The sequence below is a fragment of the Limnohabitans sp. 2KL-3 genome (assembly GCF_001269405.1).
GTDB lineage: Bacteria > Pseudomonadota > Gammaproteobacteria > Burkholderiales > Burkholderiaceae_C > Limnohabitans_A.
In genome coordinates this window covers 105,805-129,523 of sequence record NZ_CXON01000007.1, presented here as the reverse complement: position 1 = coordinate 129,523, position 23,719 = coordinate 105,805, and the positions used below count along the sequence as shown (strand labels likewise).

Annotated in this window: 17 protein-coding genes; 9 read left to right on the top strand and 8 right to left on the bottom strand. The window is 57.0% G+C overall.

The window, feature by feature from the left end; genetic code table 11:
• Positions 1 to 200 precede the first annotated feature (200 nt).
• Together AMM41_RS11450 and AMM41_RS11445 are read left to right on the top strand one after the other, a co-directional pair.
• A complete protein-coding gene (locus AMM41_RS11450) occupies positions 201 to 3,809 on the top strand; it encodes a beta strand repeat-containing protein (RefSeq protein ID WP_194944745.1) in 3,609 nt (1,202 codons plus the stop codon).
• 182 nt (positions 3,810 to 3,991) lie between these two features.
• On the top strand, positions 3,992 to 4,456 hold the full coding sequence (locus AMM41_RS11445; RefSeq protein WP_089957884.1) for a DUF2846 domain-containing protein: 465 nt from the start codon (positions 3,992 to 3,994) through the stop codon (positions 4,454 to 4,456).
• Between the two features lie 151 nt (positions 4,457 to 4,607).
• Here AMM41_RS11445 and AMM41_RS11440 read toward each other — a convergent pair whose 3' ends face one another.
• The 5 genes from AMM41_RS11440 to AMM41_RS11420 all read right to left on the bottom strand — a co-directional run bounded on the left by AMM41_RS11440 (position 4,608) and on the right by AMM41_RS11420 (position 9,243).
• The gene (locus AMM41_RS11440) at positions 4,608 to 4,961 is read right to left on the bottom strand and encodes a DMT family transporter (protein ID WP_194944744.1); all 354 of its coding nucleotides are present in this window, start codon (positions 4,959 to 4,961) and stop codon (positions 4,608 to 4,610) included.
• A gap of 47 nt (positions 4,962 to 5,008) precedes the next feature.
• Entirely contained in the window at positions 5,009 to 6,613 is a 1,605-nt protein-coding gene (locus AMM41_RS11435; protein ID WP_089957878.1) for a hypothetical protein, read from the bottom strand.
• Positions 6,610 to 7,614: a glycosyltransferase family 2 protein gene (locus tag AMM41_RS11430; RefSeq protein ID WP_228769240.1), complete on the bottom strand. Its 1,005-nt coding sequence runs from the start codon at positions 7,612 to 7,614 to the stop codon at positions 6,610 to 6,612. Before AMM41_RS11430 ends, AMM41_RS11435 begins: the two co-directional genes overlap by 4 nt.
• A gap of 169 nt (positions 7,615 to 7,783) precedes the next feature.
• Complete coding sequence (locus AMM41_RS11425) at positions 7,784 to 8,368, bottom strand: hypothetical protein (RefSeq protein WP_194944743.1); 585 nt, start codon at positions 8,366 to 8,368, stop codon at positions 7,784 to 7,786.
• Between the two features lie 83 nt (positions 8,369 to 8,451).
• On the bottom strand, positions 8,452 to 9,243 hold the full coding sequence (locus tag AMM41_RS11420; protein WP_089957872.1) for a hypothetical protein: 792 nt from the start codon (positions 9,241 to 9,243) through the stop codon (positions 8,452 to 8,454).
• Positions 9,244 to 9,651: 408 nt separating this feature from the next.
• Between AMM41_RS11420 and AMM41_RS11415 the strand changes: the two genes are divergently transcribed.
• Genes AMM41_RS11415 through AMM41_RS11405 form a run of 3 tightly spaced genes read left to right on the top strand, consistent with a single transcriptional unit; the run spans position 9,652 to position 12,863 of the window.
• Positions 9,652 to 10,620, top strand: a complete 969-nt coding sequence (locus AMM41_RS11415) for a glycosyltransferase family 2 protein (protein ID WP_089957869.1) — start codon at positions 9,652 to 9,654, stop codon at positions 10,618 to 10,620.
• On the top strand, positions 10,617 to 11,003 hold the full coding sequence (locus AMM41_RS11410) for a GtrA family protein (protein ID WP_089957866.1): 387 nt from the start codon (positions 10,617 to 10,619) through the stop codon (positions 11,001 to 11,003). Before AMM41_RS11415 ends, AMM41_RS11410 begins: the two co-directional genes overlap by 4 nt.
• A gap of 54 nt (positions 11,004 to 11,057) precedes the next feature.
• The gene (locus AMM41_RS11405) at positions 11,058 to 12,863 is read left to right on the top strand and encodes a DUF2142 domain-containing protein (protein ID WP_228769239.1); all 1,806 of its coding nucleotides are present in this window, start codon (positions 11,058 to 11,060) and stop codon (positions 12,861 to 12,863) included.
• A gap of 358 nt (positions 12,864 to 13,221) precedes the next feature.
• Here AMM41_RS11405 and AMM41_RS11400 read toward each other — a convergent pair whose 3' ends face one another.
• The 3 genes from AMM41_RS11400 to AMM41_RS11390 all read right to left on the bottom strand — a co-directional run bounded on the left by AMM41_RS11400 (position 13,222) and on the right by AMM41_RS11390 (position 18,003).
• Entirely contained in the window at positions 13,222 to 14,568 is a 1,347-nt protein-coding gene (locus tag AMM41_RS11400) for a tetratricopeptide repeat protein (protein WP_194944742.1), read from the bottom strand.
• A gap of 166 nt (positions 14,569 to 14,734) precedes the next feature.
• Positions 14,735 to 16,762, bottom strand: coding sequence for a CHASE2 domain-containing protein (locus AMM41_RS11395; RefSeq protein WP_089957856.1), 2,028 nt, complete (start codon positions 16,760 to 16,762; stop codon positions 14,735 to 14,737).
• Positions 16,763 to 16,764: 2 nt separating this feature from the next.
• The gene (locus tag AMM41_RS11390; protein WP_089957853.1) at positions 16,765 to 18,003 is read right to left on the bottom strand and encodes a FecR family protein; all 1,239 of its coding nucleotides are present in this window, start codon (positions 18,001 to 18,003) and stop codon (positions 16,765 to 16,767) included.
• Between the two features lie 128 nt (positions 18,004 to 18,131).
• Between AMM41_RS11390 and AMM41_RS11385 the strand changes: the two genes are divergently transcribed.
• From AMM41_RS11385 to AMM41_RS11370, 4 genes are all read left to right on the top strand, one after another.
• Positions 18,132 to 18,845, top strand: coding sequence for a Crp/Fnr family transcriptional regulator (locus tag AMM41_RS11385; RefSeq protein ID WP_089957850.1), 714 nt, complete (start codon positions 18,132 to 18,134; stop codon positions 18,843 to 18,845).
• A 4-nt stretch (positions 18,846 to 18,849) separates the two neighbouring features.
• The gene (locus tag AMM41_RS11380) at positions 18,850 to 19,665 is read left to right on the top strand and encodes an ABC transporter permease (RefSeq protein WP_089957848.1); all 816 of its coding nucleotides are present in this window, start codon (positions 18,850 to 18,852) and stop codon (positions 19,663 to 19,665) included.
• Entirely contained in the window at positions 19,655 to 22,051 is a 2,397-nt protein-coding gene (locus tag AMM41_RS11375; protein ID WP_089957845.1) for a GNAT family N-acetyltransferase, read from the top strand. Before AMM41_RS11380 ends, AMM41_RS11375 begins: the two co-directional genes overlap by 11 nt.
• A 61-nt stretch (positions 22,052 to 22,112) precedes the next feature.
• Positions 22,113 to 23,705 carry a PIG-L family deacetylase gene (locus AMM41_RS11370; protein ID WP_089957842.1) on the top strand — a complete coding sequence of 531 codons (1,593 nt, stop codon included), beginning with the start codon at positions 22,113 to 22,115 and terminating at the stop codon, positions 23,703 to 23,705.
• Positions 23,706 to 23,719 lie beyond the last annotated feature (14 nt).

Here is a 23,719-nt window from a genome sequence, read left to right as displayed (position 1 = left end):
TCATCACAAAAACGGCCGCTGCCCACCGCTAGAATTCGTCACTTCTTACAAAGCAACACGCACAAAAGTATTCAAAACACACTGGCTTGAGCGCCTTGCAGGGCAGGACCTTCAAGCGAGTGTGGGCAAACCAATGCTCATGCTCGGGTTTCTTTGCAAATAAACCTAAATTCATCAACCCTTCCAATAAGGAAAACCAAATGGCTATCGTTACAGATACAGTGGCAGTTCAGCGTTTCGCTATGGGCCTGTTCGGCGTGCAAGTCGGCAGCATCACCATGGGTCAAGTCGACAAACAAATCGACCGCACATCCTTGGGCGCAACCCTGAACAGCTACTTTGCTTCGGGCTTCGGCGCACAAACCACCGCTGCAGTGGCTGCCACCCTGGTCAAAAACCTGGGCATCACCGGTGCTGGTGTTGACGGTGCTGTGGCATACGTTACTGGCGCATTGAATGCAGCTGCCCCAGCCGCTCGTGGCGAAGCCATCAGCAACATCATCAACCTGTTCTCTGGCCTGACCAACGACGCCACCTACGGCGCAGCAGCTCAAGCTTGGAACGCCAACGTGGACGTGGCTGCTGCCTACACCGGCGCAGCCAACGTGGCATTCGGCGCAGTCATTCAGCACAACCTGACAGGTGGCCTGGACACATTGTTCGGCAGCGCATTGGCCGACATGTTCACAGCCGACTTGTCCAATGGTGGCAACACACTGCAAGGCGGTGACCGCATCGACGGCGGCGCTGGCAACGACACACTCAAAGCCATTTTGGGCGGCATGGGCGAAGACAAAGCCATCACCGCACAAACCAGCGGCATCGAAAAAGTCATCATCCAAGCCCAATCGCGCAACAGCGACACTGGCGACAACAACGTGTCCAATGAAGGCATCGTGAACGTTGACGCAGCCCGCATGAGCGGCGTGAACAACTGGGAAAACAGCAACAGCCGCGCCGACCTGATCGTCGAAGACGTGCGCATTGCCGACAACCAAATCACCAAAGACATCACCATCACCATGCGTGAAACCGATCCTGGTCACGTTGACTTTTCGGTGTACTTTGACCAAAACAGCCTGCGCAACAGCAGCGCATCGACTTCGCAGATCAACCTGCAAGTCATGGACACACGCGCTGTGGTGGACGGCAAAGACCCTCTGCTCAACAGCCCTTACGGCGGCTTCAAGTTCACAGCCACCGACGCCAAAGGCGTGGCCACTGTGGTCACTTTGCAGTCCGACGCCATCGACGCCGCACAAACTTACACTCAATTGGTTGCTGCCTTCCAAGCCGCTGCCGACAAGCAGTTCGGCGCTGGCGCAGTCACCGTGTCCATTGGCTCTGACTTCACCGTCACCGACACCACCACGGCAAAAAGCGTGATCGGCAAAGAAGTGGTCATCAAAACCTCTTCGTCCTTCTCGTTCACCACCCCCGCCGGTTCCGGCTGGGTGGCTGCCGGTGTGGTGCCTGCCAACTCTGGCCTGCACACCAACTTCAGCCAAGGCTCCACCAAGAACACCGACCCCGTCACCAGCACCATCGTGCTGGACGACGTGGGCCGTGGCTCCACCGGTGGCGACTTGGTTGTGGGCGGCCTGTCGGTGGGTGAAACATCCACATCCAAAGGCGTTGAGCGCTTCAACATCACCGTTGAAGACAACAGCAAGCTGGAAACCATCAACTCGACCAACAACACCCTGCGTGAAGTGTCGATCGTCAACGGCAGCACCAGCCGCGTGGACAACGCCTACAACGACAACGTCAAAGACGCTGGCAACCTGACCGTGACAGGTACAGTGGTTGGCCCTGTTGCTGACAATGGCAAAAATTCGACCAGCGACAACCTCTTGCCAGGCCTGAACGCTGATGAGCACAAAGATTACGGCTTCACCGACGTCAAACTGATCGACGCCAGCACCTTCAAGGGCAAGCTCGACCTGGACGCACAGTTGACCGACCGCGTTGTAGCCAAGTACCTGACACTGACTGATGCAGCACCTGCTGCTGCAGCCGCTGACAACGTCAACTTTGACTACCTGATGGGCACGAACAACGACAAGTTCATGTTGAACATCGCCAAGGGCAACCTGGATTCTTACAAAGGCACCACCAACCGCGAAGACTTGGTGATCAACATCAAGGGCAACGAAGGCAATGACACCATCACCACACAAGTGGGTGATGGGACTTCGATCTCTGGTTATGTGCTTAAGGATGCAAATCTTGAGATCGCATCGATTAATGACGTTCCTTCTAAGTTCGAAAACTGGTACATCAACAGCAAATTGAACGCGAACTTGAATGTTGACGGCGGTGTGGGCAACGACACCATCAACCTCAACGGCGGCGGCGACTGGAAAGTTACTGCAGGTGCAGGCGATGATGCTGTGTACGCGAACAACATGGTTGTACAAAACCTTGTCGATAGCACTACTGATTCTGACCTTTTTGCTGATGCAATCGTTGTTGGAAAAGCAGCCAAGGCCAAGTGGGTTTTCAACGGCAGCACCTTGACTTCTGAGCAAAACGACAAGAACTTCATGTCGGGTGTGAAGATGTCCGTCACGTTCAAGCACATCACCGTGACGGTTGATGTGCCTTCGACAGACGGCTTCACCACCGACCTGCAAATCAACCAAGCCATCAAGCAAGCCATCAACAAAGACGCGACCTTGAGCAAGCTGCTGGTGGCCAAAGACGGTCAAGCCAACAGCTTGGTCGTCGAGTCCTTGATTGAAGGCGCAATGGCATCGTCAAACTTGACCTTGGCATTTGCTCGTCCAGCCACCATCAGCGGCGATGCTTACAGCTTGTTGAACGGCTACCGCGCTGCTTACAAAGCAGCGGGTATCGATCTGGACACAGAACTGGGCTTGCTGGGTGCGGCAGCCGACAGCACCACCGACCCTCAGAAGGTTTTGGCGATCATGGATGCAAGCATCAATGCACTGACCAACCTGTCACCTACAACACCGCCCGCATTTGGTGGCACCAAACTGTTTGCAAATTCGCAAATTGGTGGGTATGTGAAATCCTTCGCCGCGGGCCAAAACTCGCAAGGCGGCGCTGCAGATCACACCCTGTATCTGGGCACTGGCAACGACGTTGCCGCTTTGGGCACAGAAGGCAACAGCAATGACACCCTGGTTTATGTGGCTGGCGAAGAGTTCGGCAACGACACCGTGGTGCACTTCACCAAAGGTACATTGGTTGAAATTGCAACGGTATCAGGCACTGGCGCTGACAAGTTTGACTTCACAGGCTTGGGCGGTGACATGTTGAGCAAAATTGGTTCGACTTCGGCCGCCAACCATGTGCAGGCAGTCAATGGTTTGACAGGACCAGCTATTGGCGTCAACTTCTTTAACTACGCCACACCGACTGTTTTGAAAAATGTTGGCGCTGCTGGTGTTGGTTACGCCACCAACAGCATTGCCAACGATCTCACAACAGCTGCAACGCCAACTTTCGGTGAGAACCGTGATTTGACAGCCATGCCAACGATTGATGCAAAAACATCGATGGACCGTTCGATCTCGATCATGAACCTTGACCAGGTCTGGCCTTCGAGCAGCGCCAGTGTGAATGACACAGCAGCGAAAGTCGCTGCATGGTACGAAGCTGGCAGCAGCAACACCTATGCCACTACACATGTGCTGGTCGTGGTTGATGCGCACAACGTGGGCACTGTGTATGCAGTGAACGACGGCACAGGTACAGCAGACGCTACAGCCAAAGCCATGGGCACCATCGACTTGGCAGACACTGAGTGGTCTAGCCTGGCCTGGTTCAACTTCGCCTGATGTTCAGGACAGCCAAGCCAGGGGCACAAGTCTTGGCTTGTCTGAAGCACACCAGGGCGCAATCCCTGGCAGCTTGAAGCACCAACAAAAAACCGCCTGCAGCGAAAGCCGCAGGCGGTTTTTTCATTTTCTTTGAGTTCATGCTCAAGTCAGTTCATCACCTCCTCCCAGCAAGATCCCCCATGAAGTTCTTTTCCTCTATTGTTCTCGCAGCCAGCCTCGTCCTGTCGGGTTGCGCATCTGTTGACATGGCCTCTCAAGCAGACAATGCCAAAGCCAAAGAATTCAAGGCCCCCAGCCAAGGCATGGCCGGTGTTTACATCTACCGCGACAGCATGATGGGCAAGGCCCTCAAAAGAGACATCTGGCTCAATGGCCAGTGCGTCGGCACCAGTGCACCCGATGTGTTTTTCTACACCGAAGCCGCTGGCGGACAAACGCACAAAATAGAAACCGAATCAGAGTTCTCACCCAACACCCTAGAACTGGTCGTTGAAGCAGGCAAAAATTATTTCATTCGCCAGTTCATCAAAATGGGCGTGCTGTCAGGTGGCAGTGACCTTGAAAAAATGCCCGAAGACCAGGGCCAAAAAGCCGTGGCCAAGCTGAACATGGCCAAGCCAGGCCAATGTAAAACGACGCGTTGATGGGCAACAGCTTTCAGGGCGTGTGCCACGCCCATCGCACACGGGGTGGGCTCCCACAAAGGGCCATGCTGCCTCAGTAATAATTTTGGTCCGGTCTTTTAAAAGACAAATTCAATCCAGTGGGGGAGCAAGTTTGCACCTTGCCACTTCTTCAGCGCCGCCAACCCATCAAGGCCACACCCAGCAAAATGCACATAACCCCTGCCCCATGTGTCCAGCTCAGTTGCTCTTGAAAGGCAAATCGTGCCGCCAGCATGCTGAACACAAACTGAAGCCCCACAAAAACCGGCCCGCTGTAGGCCAGCTCGTTTTGCCCCATGATGCGGATCGTCAAGACAAAGGCCAGTCCATAGGCCAGTATGCCCAGACCCAAAAACCCCAGACTGGGCAAGCTGATGGACAAGGTGGCCTGTGACCAGTTGATGTCACGCTCGGCCCAGCGTAAACAGATAAGAGCAGCACTGTTGAGCAGCGCGGCCAGAGCAATCAGCATCGTTCCATTCATACCAGGTTTCTTTCTGTGGGCGCGGGGTACTTTTAGGCTTTGGTGGCTTAGGGTGTTAGCACAGTCATCTGCCGCAACTCAGAAAACCACCACTGCTCGCCCTGGCGGGCATACAGGCGGTAGGGTTCGGAGTCTCGGGGTCTGACCAAGCGTTCGCGCATCTGGGGGGTGGCCAGGGTAAGACCTCGGTCCGGAAACTGAATACCCACTTGCAATCCTGAGGGTCCGTGCAGTTGCCATTGCAACACCCCCCGCGTAAACGAGGGGTGAATCACTTCGGTAACTGGTTCCGGCCCATGGGCCTGCAGCGGCTGGCAACGTTTAGATAGGCCCACGGGGTCTTGCCTGTGTCCTTGTGCGTCAAAGGTCCACACCATTTGGCCTTGCGCTTGGGCATGCAGGGCTTCTTGGCAGTTTTGGGTGATGCGCAGCGGAATATGCTGGCGGATCATGAGCCGCATCAGTCCTCCTTGCTGGTAGGCGGGCTCGGTCAATATGGTCAGTGCCGCCAAGGGGTGGGCGCTCAAAATTTGACGAGTGATGCGTTGCGATGGGTCAGTCGACAATTGTTGTTGTTTGCTTTGCATGGCCGCATGGGTGCTGAAAACGCCCCATGGCAGGGCCAGCAGCAACACCCATTTGGGCCAATGCGGTGCAGCCGCCTTGCTGTGCAAGGCCAACGCAACGGCGCAGCACAGGGCCAAGTCAAACGCAAAAAAGAGCCGATCAGCATGCTGGGCTGGGTCTATGAAAGCGTGGGGTGCCGCCAAAACGGGCAGCACCAGCAGGCAGGCGATCAGGCTGTTTTTGAGGGTTTGCAAGGGGCGCAGCACAAGGGCCAACACTGTGGCCAACAACAACAGTGCGTGGGTTTGCACGTACCATTTTGCAAAGTGCACAAGGGTGCCCGCTTGCAGAGACTGCAAGTCGGCCAGCAAGCTGTTACCCGTGCGCCCTTCGGTGGAAAACCCCAAAACGTGCAACCGCAGTCCTGCGTACACCAACATGGCCAGCAACAGGCCTATCGCCTGCGGCCTGTGCTTTCGAAACGCAGCCCAGGCCCACAGTGCCAGCACCAGGGGTGCATAAATTTCTTTGCTGAGCAAGGCCAAAAGCGCAAGGACAAAGCTTGTGACCAGGGCGAGGGTTGGCTGGACTGCCGAGGAAGGCGGTTTATTTTGCAGGTGCAATAAAAGCAAGAGACTGAACAGGGCACCGAGTCCATAGTGCAGGGTGTAAAACCGCGCGGCCATGGGCCAAACACTGCTGAGACTGGCGATGAGCAAAATGGCCATGAGCCCGGCACTGACTTGTTGGGTGTGTCGATGGCACCATGCGCCTGCCAAGGCGGCGCACAGGCCCAGCAATCCGATTTGCAAAATCAAAAATGGCGTGGCGGTGACGCCAAACAACTCAAACATGAGTCGGTAAACCGTCAATGCGACTGGGGTGTAGTGAACGACCGAGAGCTGCTGGTAAATCTCAGGCTTGTAATAGGCGCCCAAAAATGGGGCCTCGATGGCGAGCTGCAAGATGTGCCCGTCGTCGTCAGAAAAGACGGTTTGGCTCAAATAGGGGTAGGCGCACAACGACAGCAGCAGCCCCAGCGCCAGCCACAGGCCCATCCAGCGGGCAGGGTGTTGGTGGATCATGGTGTGGTGATTTCTGAGGGGGTATGGCGATGCAAGCGGCGCACCAAATAGATGGGCCTTTTTTTGGTTTCTTTGTAGGTTCGGCCAATGTATTGGCCCAACACGCCAATGCCAATGAGCTGGATGCCGCCCAAAAACAAAACGGCCGTCAAGATGGAGGCGTAGCCCGGCACGCTGATGCCAAACAACAAGGTGCTGAGCACGATCCAAAGGCCATAAACCAATGACAGCGCTGCAATGACAGAGCCAAAACCGACCCAAACGTAAAGTGGCACGGTGCTGAAGCCAACGATGCCATCCAGGGCAAGCTGAAAGAGTTTTCTGGCGTTGAAGCTCGATTGGCCATGGCGGCGGGGTTCCACGTCGAATTCGATGGTGACTTGTTTGTAGCCAACCCAGGCGTACAGGCCTTTCATGAAACGGGTGCGTTCGGTGAGTTGCTGCAGGCTGTGAACGACTTGCCGGTCCATAAGGCGAAAGTCGCCCACGTCAGCGGGTATGTGGCATTCGGCCAGCTGGTTGTGAAGCCGGTAAAAGCCTTGGGTCAACCAGCGCTGCAGTTTGCCTGTGTCGCTGCGTGTTTTTCTTTTGGCCAAGACCATGTCTGCACCCTGCTCCCAAAGCTTCACCATGTCCAAGATCAGTTCGGGCGGGTGTTGCAGGTCGGCATCGATGGGAATGACCGCGTCACCGTCGGCCATGTCAAGACCTGCGGTGAGTGCGTTTTCTTTGCCAAAGTTGCGCGAGAGTTCGACCAGGGTGATGTGGGGATTGCGCTGCGCGTGCCATTCGAGTTGGGCGTAGGTGTCGTCTGTGCTGCCGTCGTCGATGCAGATGATTTCGTGTGCGTAGTCGGGCAATTGCGCCAGCACCAGTATCAGTCGATCAAAAAATGCCGCCAAGCCCAGTGCTTCGTTGTAGCAAGGCACCACCAAGGTAAGCCGTGGGCGCTGGCCCGTTGTTGTGTGTCGCGTGTTGTGCATGTTGACGGCCGCAGCCATGGGGTGGGTCCGATCTGGCCTGCTGTGCATTGATCGTTGTCTTGGCCTGGGGTGAACCGTCTATGTTTGTTTATTTTGATTATAAAAGAGATGATTTTGAATTCATTGATAAACAAAAAAGCCCAAAGCTTGTTGTCTTTGGGCGTTTGAGCGTTCGGGCATATGGGCTTTAAGGCGTCACGTTCACCACGGGCAAGCTGCCTTCGAGTTCGACTTTGTCCAGGTCTTCAAGGGTGAAGGTCAGGGCACTGCCCGTCACGGTGAAAGTTTTTCTGAGCTTGAATTCACAAGGCAAAACTGAGTTGCTGGCCGGCACAACAACGGTGGCCGCGATGGTGTTGCCACCGATGGTTTGAGACAGGGTTTTGCAACCATTCGAAAATGGAACGGACAAGCTGTAGCCCGCAGGGCCAGTGGGTGTCAGGAGCTTGAATTTGGCGGTTTGAACCACATCGGCTTTGTTGTCCAACTTGAGGGTCAGGTCGGTTTGCTGGTTCAGCTTGAGGTTGGTGTCCGCCAAGATCACACTGAGCTTGACTTTGGTGCTGGTGCACCCTTTTGTGCAGATGCATTCGCCGCAAGAACCGGCGGCGCATTGGTCCAGGGTGGCTTTGGTGGGGCAACTGAAGGAAGTGCCATCGTTGTTGTTATTGAAGGTGAACACGTTTTGGACCGTAGTGCTGTCGCCACCACCACCGCCGCAAGCGACGAGCATCAGTGTGGACAGAATGAGTGAAGTGAGTGTTTTGAACATGATATTTGCAGGGTGTGAACTGAGAAATGGTTGGTGCAGCGATGGCGCGGCTTCACCGATGGCGTGCAACAAAGCGCGTGGCTTCAGAACACGTTGAGGTTGCTGAACAGGTTTTGGGAGCTGTCGATGCCCACCAAAGAAACTTGCGAAATGAGCGCGTTGGTGATGGCATCGGCGATTTGGTCATCGCTGAGCACGGCGGGGTCTTGTTCGGTGGCTGGATCGAGGAATGCGTCCAACATGAGTTTTTCAAACTGGGCCATCACCCCAGGGTTTTTGGTCTGTATCCAAAAACTGTTTTTTTGGGTGAAATCGTAGATTTCTTGCGCTTCTTTGCGGCTCAATGAATGGCCCACTTGGCTGATGGTGCCGTACAGCAGCGACTCCATGTTCTGCCAAGTAGCCGCAATGTCACCGAGTTGCTTGAAGCCCAAATCTGCAACGCTGAGTACGCCGTCTGCGGCACCCGGGATATTTTTGGGGCTGAAAGTTTGGATGTATTTGTCCCAGCCGACCTTGGCCACGACGGTGTCGCGCATGGACTCGGTGGACAAGGCACCGGTGTTGTCGTTGAAACTGAACAGCGACTTGAACTTGTTGTCGCCTTGCCAGGGTTGAACAACGGGCGCGGGGTTGAGCGTGGCCGCATTCAGGTCCTTGCCTCTGAGCCCATAACCGCTAAAAAACGCCTCGACTTGCGTGGCGCTCACACCCGGAAACCGATCTTGCACAATGTCAGCCAGCATTTGGCTGTCGATTTTGTGTCGCTTGGCTTCGTAAAAAAGGGTGAACGGCTTGTCCATGTTGGCCGCGATATAGCTGCTGCACTGCGCCATGGTGATGCCCAAGCTGCTGAGATGCTGGGTTGTATTCATTCTTAAAATAAATTTTTTGAGTACTTTTATTTTAAGCAATTGGTACAACAACAAACACAAAAAAGTGTTTCAAAACGCAAACGGTGACATCACTTACAGGGGTGAGGCCTTACAGGAACACAACTACGCACATGGCCCATCAGCAGGGCAATCCAGACTGGAGGGGCCAGATCCACAAAACCAACAAAATTGCATCAAGTTAGAGCCCTTCACGCCACAAACTTTGAGTCCTGCAGACCATGGGAACAGTTTCAGACCTGTGGGTTCGGGCGTGCCAGCGCATGCACGCTTGGAAACATCAGAATCCCATCCATTTCAATGAATATTCTTTTCTTAAAACTTTTGTAATTTTTAGAGTTAAAAAAGTTTAAAATATTTTGTATTTTTATATTCAAATATCACAAACGCATGGGTTCTGAGCACGAAATAGCTGTCATCATCCCGACCTACAAAGCATGCGGCCATGTTTTAGGGGTCATCGCGCAAATAGGCTCCGAGGTCAGTCGCATTTACGTGGTTGACGATGCTTGCCCCGATGACTCGGGTGAATTCGTCCGACGCCACTGCCTCGACCCACGGGTAAGCATCATCCGGCACTCGCAAAATCTCGGTGTGGGCGGCGCAGTCATGACGGGGTACCAAGCCGCCATGGCTGACGGCATGGACATCTTGGTCAAAATCGACAGTGACGGTCAGATGGACCCCGCATTGATCGCTCAATTTGTCGCCCCAATCCTCCATGGCGAAGCCGATTACACCAAAGGCAACCGCTTTTTTGATCTGGAAAAAATCCGCTCCATGCCCATGGTCCGCCTCCTCGGCAATGCAGTGCTTTCGCTCATGTGCAAATTGTCTTCAGGCTACTGGCATCTTTTTGATCCCACCAACGGCTATACCGCCATCCACGCTGATGCCGCACGGCGTTTGCCATTCAACAAAATCAGTCTTCGCTATTTTTTTGAAACGGACATGCTGTTCCGACTCAATACCCTGCGGGCCGTTGTGGTCGATGTGCCCATGGAAGCCAAGTACGGTGACGAAGTCAGCCACCTCCGAATTTCAAAAATTGTGGGTGAATTTTTCGCCAAACACGTGCGGAACTTCATCAAACGAATTTTTTACAACTACTACCTTCGCGACATGTCGCTCGCATCCATCGAGTTGCCCATGGGTTTGGTGCTCACCGTTTTTGGCGTGATTTACGGCAGTTACCACTGGATCAATTCTGCCAACGTCGGTGTCACGACCCCAGCGGGCTCGGTCATGCTGTCTGCACTTCCCATTTTGATGGGCGTTCAATTGTTACTGGCATTTTTGAGCTATGACATCAGCTCAACCCCCAAGCGCCCCGTCCACAGAAAAAAAGTCACCCAATGAACCGCACTTGGCTTGGTGCAGTGTTGCAGCCACAGTTTTTGGTCTATATCGCTGTCGGGGCGTTCACCGCGCTTGTCGATATCGGCACCATGGCGCTGCTCCTGAAAACCGGATCACCCGTTCAGCTGGCCACCACAGCAGGCTTTGTGCTCGGGCTGGCGGTCAACTATCTTTTGCATACGCGTTTCACATTTATGGCGCGCATGGGTTGGCAAAACGCACTGCGCTTTTGGGTGATCGTGGCGGTCAATTACGGCTTGACTCTGATGTTTGTCTGGGCCGCGCTGTGGCTTGGGTTCGATGCAATCGCAGGCAAAGTGGCCTCACTGCCTGTCCTGGCCATCCATGGATTTTTGATGGGCAAATTTTGGGCTTTTCGCTGAATGAGTACGTTGTTGATGAGATGGTTTGAAAAGTTGTGTCACTTTGGCCCACGCATGACACAGTTGTTTAAAAAGCTGACGACCGCGCCAAGCGGCATGGCCATCTTGCTCTTGGTTGGATGCGCATTTTTATCCGTGGTCATCCCGCCGATGAAATCACCAGATGAACCCGACCACATCGAACGCGCATACCTGTTGGCCAAGGGCACATGGGTGCTGGATCGTCCAGCAGGCCAATCGAGTGGCGGTGACATAGACACCGGATTACTGGATTACATGGCCAGATACCCTGCAGCACAGGACAAGGTCACCGCTGAGGTCAACGAATCCGCAGCAAAGATCCGCTGGACCCAAGAGCGCATTTACGATCCATCGCCAGGCACGGGCTACTATTTTCCGATCATTTACGCGCCTCAGGCCACAGGCCTGTATTTGGGTGAGCAGCTTGGCCTCACCATCGATCAATCGTACAAGCTCGCCCGCGCATTTGCACTCCTGACCTGCGTCCTGTTGATCGGAGCGGCCTTCAAAATTCACGCCCCAAATGCACTGGCGCTCGCCTTGCTGTTCATGCCCATGACGCTCTTTCAATTTGCGTCTGCCAGTTTGGATGGGATGGCAGCGGCATCGGCCGTGTTGGCAATTTCCATTTTTATGCGCGTCGCGGCAAACAAACACAAGGTGCCCGCCTGGGCGCTTCCCGCACTCGCCATTGTTGTTGTGGTGTTGGTCACCAGCAAAATTCATACCTTGCCATTTGTTTTTTTGCTTTTCGCTGCCTGGCGGTACACCCCCAACAAACGCGGCTTGATCTTGTTGCTCATTGCTGGTTTGTTCATCGTCATCTGGACGGCGCTGGCCATCAAAACAACGGTGGATATGCGGGTTGGCATCGCTGCTCCCACATCCAAAATCGTGGCGTTCTATCTTCAGCAACCCCTTCAGTTCCTCAAGCTCATTGGGACCACCGTCTCCAATGACGAATTGGGTCCGATGTATGTGCGCTCATTCCTCGGCGTCCTCGGCTGGCTCGACACACCATTCAGCCCGCAGGCATACGGTGTCTTGGGATACAGCCTTATCGCCGCAGTGATTCTGGCAAGTTCCTGCCGAGGCATCAGGCAGCAATGGCGCAATCGTCTGCTGTTGGTGGCGGTGGCCGTGGCATCCATCCTGTTGATTTTTTTGGCATTGCTGGTGACGTGGACACCTCACCCTGCAAACATCATCCTTGGCATTCAGGGGCGATATTTCCTGATACCCGCCATCGTTTTGGCTTACAGCCTCTCAGGCCAACCCAATAACCGGCCAAACTGGCGCCAACAGCTTGGCCGCGTGTTGTGCTTCGGACTGTTTTTATTCTCGGTGACAGCAAGCACACAACTTTTGCTCAACAGGTATTTTCTGGCCCCGTTTCAGTCCCCTGTCGAGCTGATCACCCACAAGCCCGACCCGGCAGGTACAGCACCAGGACGCCTGATTGCCAGCCTGCCCCTTCAAGAGGGCCAGCCCATAAAGCTGCATATGCCAAGTTTGCCAGTCCTTGAATTCGGGCAACTCAGAAGAATCGGCATCCGGTTCGGTACACATGCCCGACAAAACACGGGATTGGCAGAACTCCGACTTCGTACGAAAGATGGCCAAACCTACAGACAAACTTTTTCCTTGGCTGGTTTGATGGACAACAACGATTATTTTTTCGACTTACCGCCCCAACACTACATCCACGGCGAAATCCACCATCTGAGCGGCGGAGGCATCAGCACTTGGGAAATTCACGCCCCCCAGGCTCAGGTGTTGACCTGCATGAAGTTTTATTACACCTTCAACAAAACCGTTGTCATGGCCGGATGCCCATGAACACAAGCAAACCTCTGTCGTACCCATAGCACCTGAAGGTGTTGGCACAAACGCTTTTTTTGTAGGAGCGACGCCCTCGTCGCGATCACCCTCGCAGACCACCACCCATCGCCCCGGGGGCGGGGCTCCCACAAAATGCACAAAACCATCGCCCACAGGGGTGGGCTCCTACAAACACAAAACCATCGCCCACAGGGGTGGGCTCCTACAAACACAAAAACCATCGCCCACAGGGGCGGGCTCCTACAAACACAAAAACCATCGCCCACAGGGGTGGGCTCCTACAAACACAAAAACCATCGCCCCGGGGGCGGGGCTCCTACAGATGCCGGGGGGCTGGGCTGCTTGTTGATGGGGCTTATTCGGTGGTCCAGCGGATGCCGAGGTAGAAGAGTTTGTTGTGGACTTGCGAGAGTTCGCTGTTGGACTCTTGGCGGGTGCGTTCGAGGTCGAAGCCGATGCTCCATTGTTTGTGCACACGCCACCAGTAGCCCAGGCCGATGTCGGTGCGGCGGGTCTGCACGATGGTGCCGCCCAGCAGTGGGCTCAGGATGTCTTGGTCGCGGCTGTTGTGCTGTCGGCCCCAAAGGCTGATTTGGGCCGCATGCCCCCAAAGGTCGAGGGCCTGGTCGTGGCGCAGGCCGTACTCTGTGCGTTTTTTGGTGCCACCCGGCCGCGTGAGGTCTTGCGGGCGGTCTTGGCCTTGAATCAGGTGCAGGGCGGTGACGCCGCCCACATTGTTTTTGCAGCTGGCGTCGATGCGGGTGTATTGGTAGTCGCCCGACATGGTGGGCGTGGTCAGGTGTTCTTGCCGCGCTTGGCCCCAGCTGAGGCTCCAGGGGCAGTTTTTGATGCGCCAGGCGGGTTCGTATTTGAGTTGTGCGCTGCTTTCTTTGTAGGCGTAGGCGTTTTCTTTTTTGTATTGCAACCCGCCCAAACGTATGGCGGCAATGCCTGGCCCGGCGGGGTGGGCGTAGGTCAGGGCCGCGTCGGCTTGGTCGCTGCTGCCCAAGTTGGTGCCGGGGGTGTTGCGCGATTGGTAGGCTGCGGCCAGACGGATCTCGCCTTGGCCCAAGGGGTGCAGGCCTTGCACGGCCACCCAGTTTTTGGTGCCTTTGCCGGCCACGGGGCGTTCGGTGTCGGCCAGGCTGACGGTGACGGGGCCGTTAGACAGGTAGAGCGTGAGGGTGTCGGTGTGGGTGGCGCTGTCGAGGTTGCTTTCTCGGCCCATGCTGCTTTGCAACATGGCGTTCCAGGTCCAGTCGTCGTTTTTTTCTGTGGTTTGAAAGCTGGTGAGCCATTGGCGCAGGCCGGGGTCAATGTCGGCGCGACCACCGACTTGGTCAACCAGTTGGAGCGCGGCTTCTTTTTGTCCAAGTTGTGCAAGCGCTTGCGCAAAGTCGAGCTGAGCGCCGGGCAGTGTGGGGTCGAGCAGGAGTGCTTTTTCGAGGCTGGTGGCCGCTTCAGGCAGACGCCCGGCCATGAGCAGCAGGCTGCCTCGGTAAGCAAAATAGTCGGCACGGGTGTCGCAGACTTCGGCTTGGGCAGCCAGCTTGAGCAGGTGTGCGCTTTGGGCCAGCGCGGGGGTGGGCACCGGAAATCCTGCTGGGCATTGCCCCGTGAGCAAGGCTACCGACGGTGGTGCACTCAGTTCTTGGGCTTGAGGATGGGGGATGTTTTGGGCTGCGGCTCCGGCGCACAACATGGCCATCGTCCACGCGCACACAAGCGCACGGCCCGTGGTGGGACTGTGCAAGTGCGCTGGGTGGGCAGGATTTGGGCGGATCATGGATCGGCCCAAATGAGGATGCAGCCCTGGCGCAACAGCGGACAAGGGGTGCTTGGCCCCCGGCTGGACATGGTCAAAGCGTTCAGGCCCAGTTGGCTTTTTCTTCGTCGATGCTGTAGACCAGGTGCAGGTGGCTGGCTTCGTAGTGCACGGGGAGTCTGTAAATCTGGTGTGAGGTGGTCAGTCCGTCGAGCAAAAATTCGCCCAGCGGTTCGGGTTTGGGGTTGGCCGCGCAGCGCACGACTTCGGGGCCCAGCAAGATGGGGTAGGCCAATTCGGCGGTGAGTGATTCGAGCCGGGCGGCAATGGTGACGGGTTCGCCCAGCACGGCGTGCACACGGCGGTGGGCGGGGCCAAATGAGCCGACCATGACGGGGCCGGTTTCGATGCCGATGCCGATGTCCAGCGGTGGGGTCAGGCGTGTGGCGACTCGGGGCAGTTGGGCCAGGGCTTCGCGCCAGACTTGTTCGGCCGAGCCCAAGGCTTGGCGGGCGTGTTCGGGGCAGGGGCTGGAGCCGTTCCAGACGGCCATGATGCTGTCGCCCACCATTTGCTCGACCACGCCACCGTGTTGGGTGACGATGCGTTCGACGGTGGTGTAGAAGTTGTGCAGCACGGTGGCGGTGTCTTCTGGCGTGCGGCCTTCGCAATAGGTCGAGAAGTTGCGCACATCAATGATCATGACGGTGGCGTCTTGGCGCTGGGCCTGCACTTGGGCGGTGGGTTCTTGGAAGGCGACTTTTTGGGCGGCTTGGGCGGGCAGGTAGCTGGCCAGGTTGACAAAGAGTCTTTCGCGTTCAAGGCGCACGCGCAGGGTGTCGGCACTGAGCACCAGCAAAGCGCTGAGCACGGCAAAGATGGCGGGGGTGCCCCACGGCAGCAGTTGGGCGTGCACCAACAGGGCATAGGCGTGCACGGCAAACAGGGTGCCCACACTGAGCAGCGCGGCCAATGGAAGGGTGACGGCCGCTGCCATGCGCCCGGTGTAAAGGGCGGCAAACAAAATGACCAGGCTGAACAAGCCGCCCAACCATGGCCACAGCTTGGCCCAGGTGGGGGTGTAGGGCGTGCGGGCGTCAAGCGCGGCGGCCATGAGTTGGGCGTGTACTTCGATGCCGCCGACCGCGCCGCCTTGGGGGGTGGGCACGGCGTCGCCTGCGCCCATGGCGGTGGAGCCCACCAAGGCCCATGCCCCTTGAAGCAGGCCGGGGGGCACGGTGCCCTGAATGACGTCAACCGCCGAGACCGACAAAAAGCCAGCGCGGGGCACTTGGTAAGAGACAGTCAGCTGGCCCTTGGGGTTGAGGGGCAGTTCAAACCCGCCAATGTCGAGCACCGAGCGCTGGCCCCACAGCTCGGTGCGGGTGGTGAGTTGCGGGTGTGTGCCGGTGGCTGCGGCCAGCGCCGACACCACCAGCGCCGGGTAGGTTTGGCCTTGGTAACAGACCAGCGCGGGCACTTGGCGCACGGAACCATCGGGGGCAATGACGGGGGTGATGTGACCAAGGGCTTGGCCGCTTTGCAGCAAGGTGCCTGAGGGCGAGAGGTGACCAAAGGCCGCCGTGGTTTGGTTGGGGCAAGCTTGCCCCAACAGGTCGGATGCGGGCAGTGCGCCGCTCAGCTGACCGGTGCGCACCAGGGGTTCGGCTTGCAGCGAAAAGAGTTGGGCCATGACGCTGGGTGCGCCTTGCTGAAGGGCTTTGGCCAACACCGGGTCTTGGCCTTGGGGGCCGTCAAAAAGTATGTCAACGACTTTGAGGTTGACGCCTTGGGCGTCGAGTGCGGTGAGCAGTTGGGCGACACGGTCGCGGGGCCACGGCCATGCGCCGAGTTGTTGCACGCTTTTTTCGTCAATGTCGACCACGACCACACGGCGTTCCAGAGCTTGGCTGTCGGCCAGTGCCCAGGTTTGGCTGCTCAGGCGGTCGTTCCAGTGGCCCAACCAAGCACCGGCCTGGCTGTGTAGCAAAGCCAGCAGTGCCAGCGCCAAAGCCACAGCGGCGCTGCGCATCCAGAAGGGGCTGAGCAGCAAGCGTGCCGCGAGGCTGGCCATGGTGGAGCCGGACGGCGCGGCGCTCGTTGTGGCAGAAGGCGTGGTGTGGCGGGCCATGCTCAGCGCCCCCAGAGGGTGGCCCCCGATAGGCTGCCGTTGCCCACGGGCTGGCTGAACAGGTAGCCGGCTTGTCGCCCGGTCTGGGTCAGGCTGCCGGCCAAGCTGGGTTTGCCGTTGCCGCCTTCGCTCAAAAAGATGCCTGAAGCGGGATCGACTTTGCCACTGTAAGAAAAGGCTTGCGGGGTGATGCCGGGGGCCGACACTTGCAATTGGGTGGCAAAGGTGCGGGCACCAAAGTCAATGCTCAGGCTGGCGGCATCGACCTGTGCGGCGCTGATGTCGTTGCCGGGTGATCGGTATTGGGCCGCAGAGCCAGTGAGTTTGAATTCGGCTTGGCTGGTGAGGCTGGGCAAGAGATTGACGGTGCTGGCTTCGCGAAAGAGGAAGTAGTAGCCGTCGCCCACGGTGACTTCGCGGCCTTGCATGGCGTCGCGGAAACTGAGGGTGAGGCCGTCACCCGGAGCGGGAGTTCGGCTCCAGCGGCCCCAGGCCAGCCGGGCCACAGGAAACAGGCCTTCGAGGAGTTTGTCGTCAACGCTGTTGACTTTGGGGTCGTCAATGCCTTTGCGGTCGGGCGAGATGGGTTTGGCGGGGTCTTTGACGCCGGGCAGGATTTGCAAGCTGGGGTCTGCAAACCCGCTTTTGTAGATGAGGGCCATGCCGACCATGTCGGCGGTGAGTTCGCGGGCCCGCGATCCAGAGCAAACGCCCAAGGCTTGGGCTTTGCAGTTTTGGTCAAACGGGGCCATGACGATGGCGCCTTGGTTGACCATGACGCGGGTGCCCTCTTGGCTGGTTTGGGTGACGAAGTCGGTACCTTTGACGCCAATGGCCACCAAGGGGGTGTTGAGGCGAAACCGGTCTTTGGCGGCTTGGGCAGCGGCACCAGAGATGGAGCGCACTTCGCCACGGTCGAGGTTCATGCGGACCACCGAGACCGCGGGGTCGGCCGGGTTGTAGCGAAACTCTTGGATGGACAGCACCGAGTTGGGCCGGACGCTGACCAGTGCGCCGTCAACAAAGCGGATGTGGACATGGCCGTTGGCCGAGGTCTTGACGATGTCGCCTTGTTGGATGAGGTCGCCTTTGGCGGGGGCGTTGTTGGGGTTGGCTGCGCGTTCGATTTCGGATTGGCCAATGACGAGGGTGATTTCACCGACGCGGTTGGTGGCCCATGCTGGCTGCATCAGGACGATGACCAGCGCGGTCAGTAAGCCTTTTTTGATGAGGTTGAGCATGGGAATTGCCAGTAAAAAAATCAGAGTAAGGCGGTATTCTATGAAGGCCTATAACAAATACGTGTGAGTACAATCACAGGACCGTAAAGATTCTTTCGTATGCATGGCTGTTTCATAATACGCAACTGATGGCCATTCACCCCTCTTTGTTGCTTCAGTTTTCTTTGCTGAAGAATTTGCCCCCCACTCTGTTGCCCGAGGTTGCCGCAGCAAGCTCGCTCAAGACCTTTGCCAAGCGCGAAGTGGTGCTGAACAAGGGGGCGGCTTCGGTGCAGCTGTGCTTTTTGCTGGAGGGGCGTTTGCAAGCCACTGACTTCACGCTGGATGGCAAAGAAGTGGGCTTGTACTTCGTTGACGAGGGGGGCTACTTTGGCGAGATCGCCATGCTCGACGGTTTGGCACAGCCCGAGATCATGATCGCCAACAAAAAGTCTCAGGTGGTTTTGATTCCCAACTCGGTGATTCGGGGCTTGATTTTGTCGCACCCGGCCATGACCGAAGCGATCACCACGGGCCTGGCCAAACGCATTCGCGCACAGAGCGAGCAACGGCAAATTTTGTCGATCAACAACCCAATGCAGCGGGTGTGTTCGCAGATTTTGTCGATGCAGCAGCCAGCACGACAAAGCGATGTGTCGGCCAGTGTGGAATGGGCTTTGGCCGATCCACCGACGCATCAAGAGCTGGCCATGATGGTGAATTTGAGCCGCGAAACCGTGACCCGGGTGTTTCAGATTTTGCAAAGCCAGTCTTTGGTTTTGCGCGAGAAAGATGCGCTGATCGTGTCGAAGCCCGATGTTTTGCAACAGGTGGCCAAAGGGCTACTGGATTTAACCAAATAAAAACATGCACTTTGTTGAGTTTTTAAAACGCTATTTTTGGCCTGTGCAGCACACCCATTTGTTGTGGCAGTTTGCGCGCCGTGAAGTGCTGGGGCGTTACCGTGGCTCCCTTTTGGGGCTGGGCTGGTCTTTTGTTTCGCCTTTGTTGATGCTGGCGGTATACACCTTTGTGTTTGTGGGCGTTTTCAAGGCGCGTTGGCCAGGGTCCGAGGCCGGTGGTGGCGTTGAGTTTGCCTTGCAATTGATGGCCGGGTTGATGGTTTTTAATTTGTTTTCGGAGTTGGCCTCGCGTGCGCCGCAGTTGATTTTGGAGCAGCCCAATCTGGTCAAAAAAGTGATTTTTCCGCTCGAGGTCTTGCCTTGGGTGGCGGTGTTGTCGGCCAGCTTTCATTGGTTGCTCAATGCCTCGGTGCTGTGCTTGGCCACCTTGGCGGTGCATGGCGCTTTGCCTTGGTCAGCGGTGGTTTTGCCGGTGGTGATTTTGAGCTTTTTGCCTTTCATGTTGGGCTTGTGTTGGTTTTTGTCTGCGCTGGGGGTGTATGTGCGTGACATTGGCCAGATGATGCTGATGGTGGTGAGCATGGGCATGTTTTTGTCACCGGTTTTTTACTCTTCGCGTGCGCTGCCCGAAGTCTTGCAGGACTGGATGTGGCTGAACCCCTTGAGCTTTGTGATCGAGACCTCGCGCATGGTGTTGCTGCAAGGTGTGTGGCCGGACTGGTGGGGTTTGCTGGTTTATGGCTTGGGGGGGTGCTGTGCGGCGGTGCTGGGCGCAGGATTTTTTCAATTGACGCGCAAGGGGTTTGCCGATGTCCTCTGACCTGAATGTGATTGAGGCGCAGGACCTGTCCAAGGTTTACCAGCTCTTTTTGTCCCCTGCCGACCGTTTGCGCCAGATGTTGTTTGGTGCATCTCGCTTTGGTAACCGGTCTTTTTCGGCTTTGAGTGGGGTGAGTTTTTCCTTGCACCGGGGTGAGGTGCTGGGCTTGGTGGGGCGCAATGGCGCGGGCAAGTCAACACTGCTGCAAATTGTGTGCGGCACCTTGATGCCGTCTTCGGGCGCACTGAATGTGCGTGGCCGGGTGGCTGCCTTGCTGGAGCTGGGCGCGGGTTTTAATGTCGAGTTTTCGGGCCGCGAAAACGTGTATTTGTATGGCTCGGTTTTGGGTTTGTCGCACCAGGAGATGGCAGACCGATTTGACGAGATTGTGGCGTTTTCGGGCATTGCCGAGTTCATCGATCAGCCGGTCAAAACCTACTCCAGTGGCATGTATGTGCGCTTGGCTTTTTCGATTGCCACCAGTGTTGACCCCGATATTTTGGTGGTGGATGAAGCCTTGTCGGTGGGTGATGGTGAGTTTGCCCGCAAGTCGTTTGACCGGATCATGGCGCTGCGCGAGCGGGGCACGACGATTTTGTTTTGCTCGCATTCCTTGTTTCAGGTCGAATCGATTTGCACGCGGGCCATGTGGCTGCATGCGGGCAAGGTGGTGGCTCAGGGCAATCCGGCGCAGGTGGTGTCGGCTTACCAAGAGTTTTTGGATCGCCAGGGTTCACCGCAGCCCGCGTCGGCGGTTTCGCCCTCACAGCCCATGTCTCCTAAAGGGTTTGCGCGCTTGGTGCGGGTGCGGGTGGGGGGTCTGGGGCCGGGTGAGGGGCCTTTGCACTTGACGTCCATGGTCGATGATTTGGTTGTTCAGGCCCGCTTTGCGAGTGACCCCGCCCTGCCCTGCCCCACGGTCGCGGTGTCGGTGCACACGCCCGATGACCGCATTGTGAGCAGCGCTGGGGCCTGGAACGATGGCGTGGAGTTGCAGCGTGATGCCTCGGGTGCGGGCTTCGTCCAGGTTTGTTTTGCCAAGTTTCCTTTGCTCAAGGGGCGCTATTTTGTGAGCGTGCATTTGTTTTGCGAACGGGGTTTGCACATTTACGACGCCGCCGACCGCGCCGTGTATCTGGAGGTGACACAAAACGGGCTTGAACAGGGTCTTTTTCATGTCCCCAGGGTCTGGACCTCGGCGGCCGGCGTGCCTCAGGCCGCTGACACTTCTGAAGGGGCCTTGCGGCTTGAGGGCAAGGCAGAAACACATCTGGTGACTTTGCTCGATGGGTTGTCGTCGCAGGCGGTGTCTTTGGAGGTGGGGGAGTCACTGACTTTCCCAGATCCTCAGGCCCATGGCTTGGCGGCGTTGGCCGCGCGTTTTGGTTTAACGGCGCAGCCCGATGGGTCTTGGCTGAAGACGCGTTCGCCGCGCTGGTCTTTGGGATGGGTCCGCTCAGGGGCTGTGCACAAGGGCTGGCATGCTTTGTTTGAGGCCAGTTTTGGCCATGTGTTGACCCAGGCGCACTGGGATTGGAAGTACGGCGGGCATGAGCTGGCTGGAGTGGGCGCGTTTGCCCAAGATGAATTGGTGGGTTTTTACGGGGGCTTGCCCCGTCCGGTGCTGGTGCATGGCGTGCAGGCGATGGCGCTGCAAATTTGTGATGTGATGGTGCAGCCGTCTGAGCGAGGGGTGCTGACCCGCCAGGGTCCTTTCTTTTTGTCTTGTACGACCTTGCTGGAGCAGTTGATGGGCTTTGGCCGCCCGTTTTTGCTGGGCTTTGGCTTTCCCAATCTGAAGCATTTGCGGCTGGCAGAGCGCCAGGGCATTTACGCTGCGGTCGATCAGGTGGTGGAGTTGCACTGGCCGGTGCCGCGCCTGCTGCCAAGCTGGCGGGTGCGCTCGCATGCGGTGTCTTTGGCCAATGAGGCGGCCGTGAATACCTGCTGGACCGAGATGGCGCAGGCCATGCGGTCGAGCATTTTGGGGGTGCGCGATTGGCAGCATGTGGCCAAGCGGTTTTTGCAGCACCCGACGGTGAATTACACGGTGCTGCTGATGCGTTCGCGTTTGTCGGGCAGGCCTTTGGGGGTGGTGGTGTTGCGTGACCGGGGTGCAGACGGGTTGGAGTTGATGGACCTGATTGGTGCCCCGGTGCATTTTTCGGCGTTGGTACGGGTGGCTTTGCGCCATGCGCATTTGCTGGGTCGCAGCCGTTTGTTGGCTTGGGTCACTTCGAGTCACCGGCATTTGCTGGGTGCATGGGACAGTGAGTCTGTGCCCCTGGATGTGTGGATTCCGGCCAATGTGTGGACGCCAGGGCCGTCGGCTGCCGAGTTGCAGGGGCAGTGGTGGTTGATGGGCGGGGACACGGATTTCCGGTGACAGATTGGCGCTTTGTCATGGCTTGGCCTGATCTTTGTAATGGCTTTAGGGGAGTTTTTGCTTGAACGAATCTGATCTGATCCCCTATGTGGCCACACTAGAAATTCCAGCTCGGCGTGTGCTGGTGGTCGCTCCACACCCGGACGACGAGGTGTTTGGCTGCGCAGGGGCCATCGTCTCGCACTTGCGGCACGGTGTCAGTGTTCAGGTACTGGTGTTGACCGATGGCTCCAAGCATGGAAACGACCAAATTCGCGCTGAGGAGTGTGCGCGTGCTGCAGCCGTTTTGGGTTATGGCGTCCCCATTTTTTGGGGCGAAGTGGATCGGGCTTTGGCTTGCAGTGAGCGGCTGGTCGATCGTCTGACACGGTTACTCATTTCAGAGCAAATCGATTTGGTTTATGCCCCTTCGCCTTGGGAAATTCACCCAGACCATCGGCAGGCGTCGCGGTTGGCGACAGAGAGCATTCAACGCACCGGTGGTTTTTGCCGCATGGCGTTTTATGAGGTGGGCGCTGCGCTGAGGCCGAATGTTTTGCTGGACATCACCGCGGATGTCGCCTTGAAACAGCAAGCCATGGCTTGTTTCGAGTCGCAGTTGGTGTACCAAAATTATGACCAACATATCGCAGCGCTGAATCGATTCAGGTCTTATACCTTGCCCGCCCCAGTCAAGTCAGCTGAGGCTTTTTTGCTGATGTCAGCCCAAGAGTTGACGAGTTTTACGGTTTGGCCATATTGGGGCGGAGCGACTGGGTCGAGTGGACCTGAGCCCGAAGCGCTCAGACCTGCTGCGCCACTGGTCTCGGTGCTGGTCAGGAGCGCCGACAGCCGTTATTTGCAAGAGGCTTTGGACTCGATTGCCTTTCAGACTTGGCCTCATTTGGAAGTGGTGGTGGTGGCTGAGGTGCCGGACCACAGCCGCTTGGCACATCGCTGTGGCCCGCATGCTCTGAGGCTGATCAGTGCGCAAGCGCCTTTGTCGCGCGCGGCCGCAGGTCAATTGGCTTTGCAGGAAGCCAAAGGTGATTATTTGTTGTTTCTGGATGAGGATGATTGGCTTTTCCCCGGCCATGTCACCCGCTTGGTGGGCGTGTTGGAACACCAACCCCATTTATTGGCCGCCTACACAGGCGTTGCTTTGGTCAGACCCGATGGCTCTGCCTTGGGGAAAATTCTGGATCTGCCTTGGGATTTTTCGAACCAACAGGACGACACGTTGCTGCCCTTACATGCGGTTTTGTTCAAGTCAAGCGTTTTGCAAAAAGGTTTGTCTTTTGATTTGTCTTTGGACTGGCAGGCGGATCGGGATTTTTGGATGCGCCTGGCGCAATTGGCGGTTTGGGTGCATTTGCCGGGTGTGAGTGCGGCTTCCAGAACGTACGGAGACTTGCCAGACGATGCTTCGCAGTCGCCACGGGCTCGCACTTACTCGGTCCTGGAGCAAGAGTTGCTCGACTTGCGCGCAGAGTTGGCCCACCAAATTGGCCTTCGCAATGATGCAACGGCCCTGTTGGTGCAGGCGTCTTTGTCGCTGCAAGAACAGGCCAGGGCCGGGGCGGCCAACGAGGCGGTTTTGAATCAGCTTTTGACCAGTCGCAGCTGGCTTTTGACGCGACCCTTGCGGTGGGTGGCGACATGGTTGCGGCGCTGAAATCTCGGGGAAAT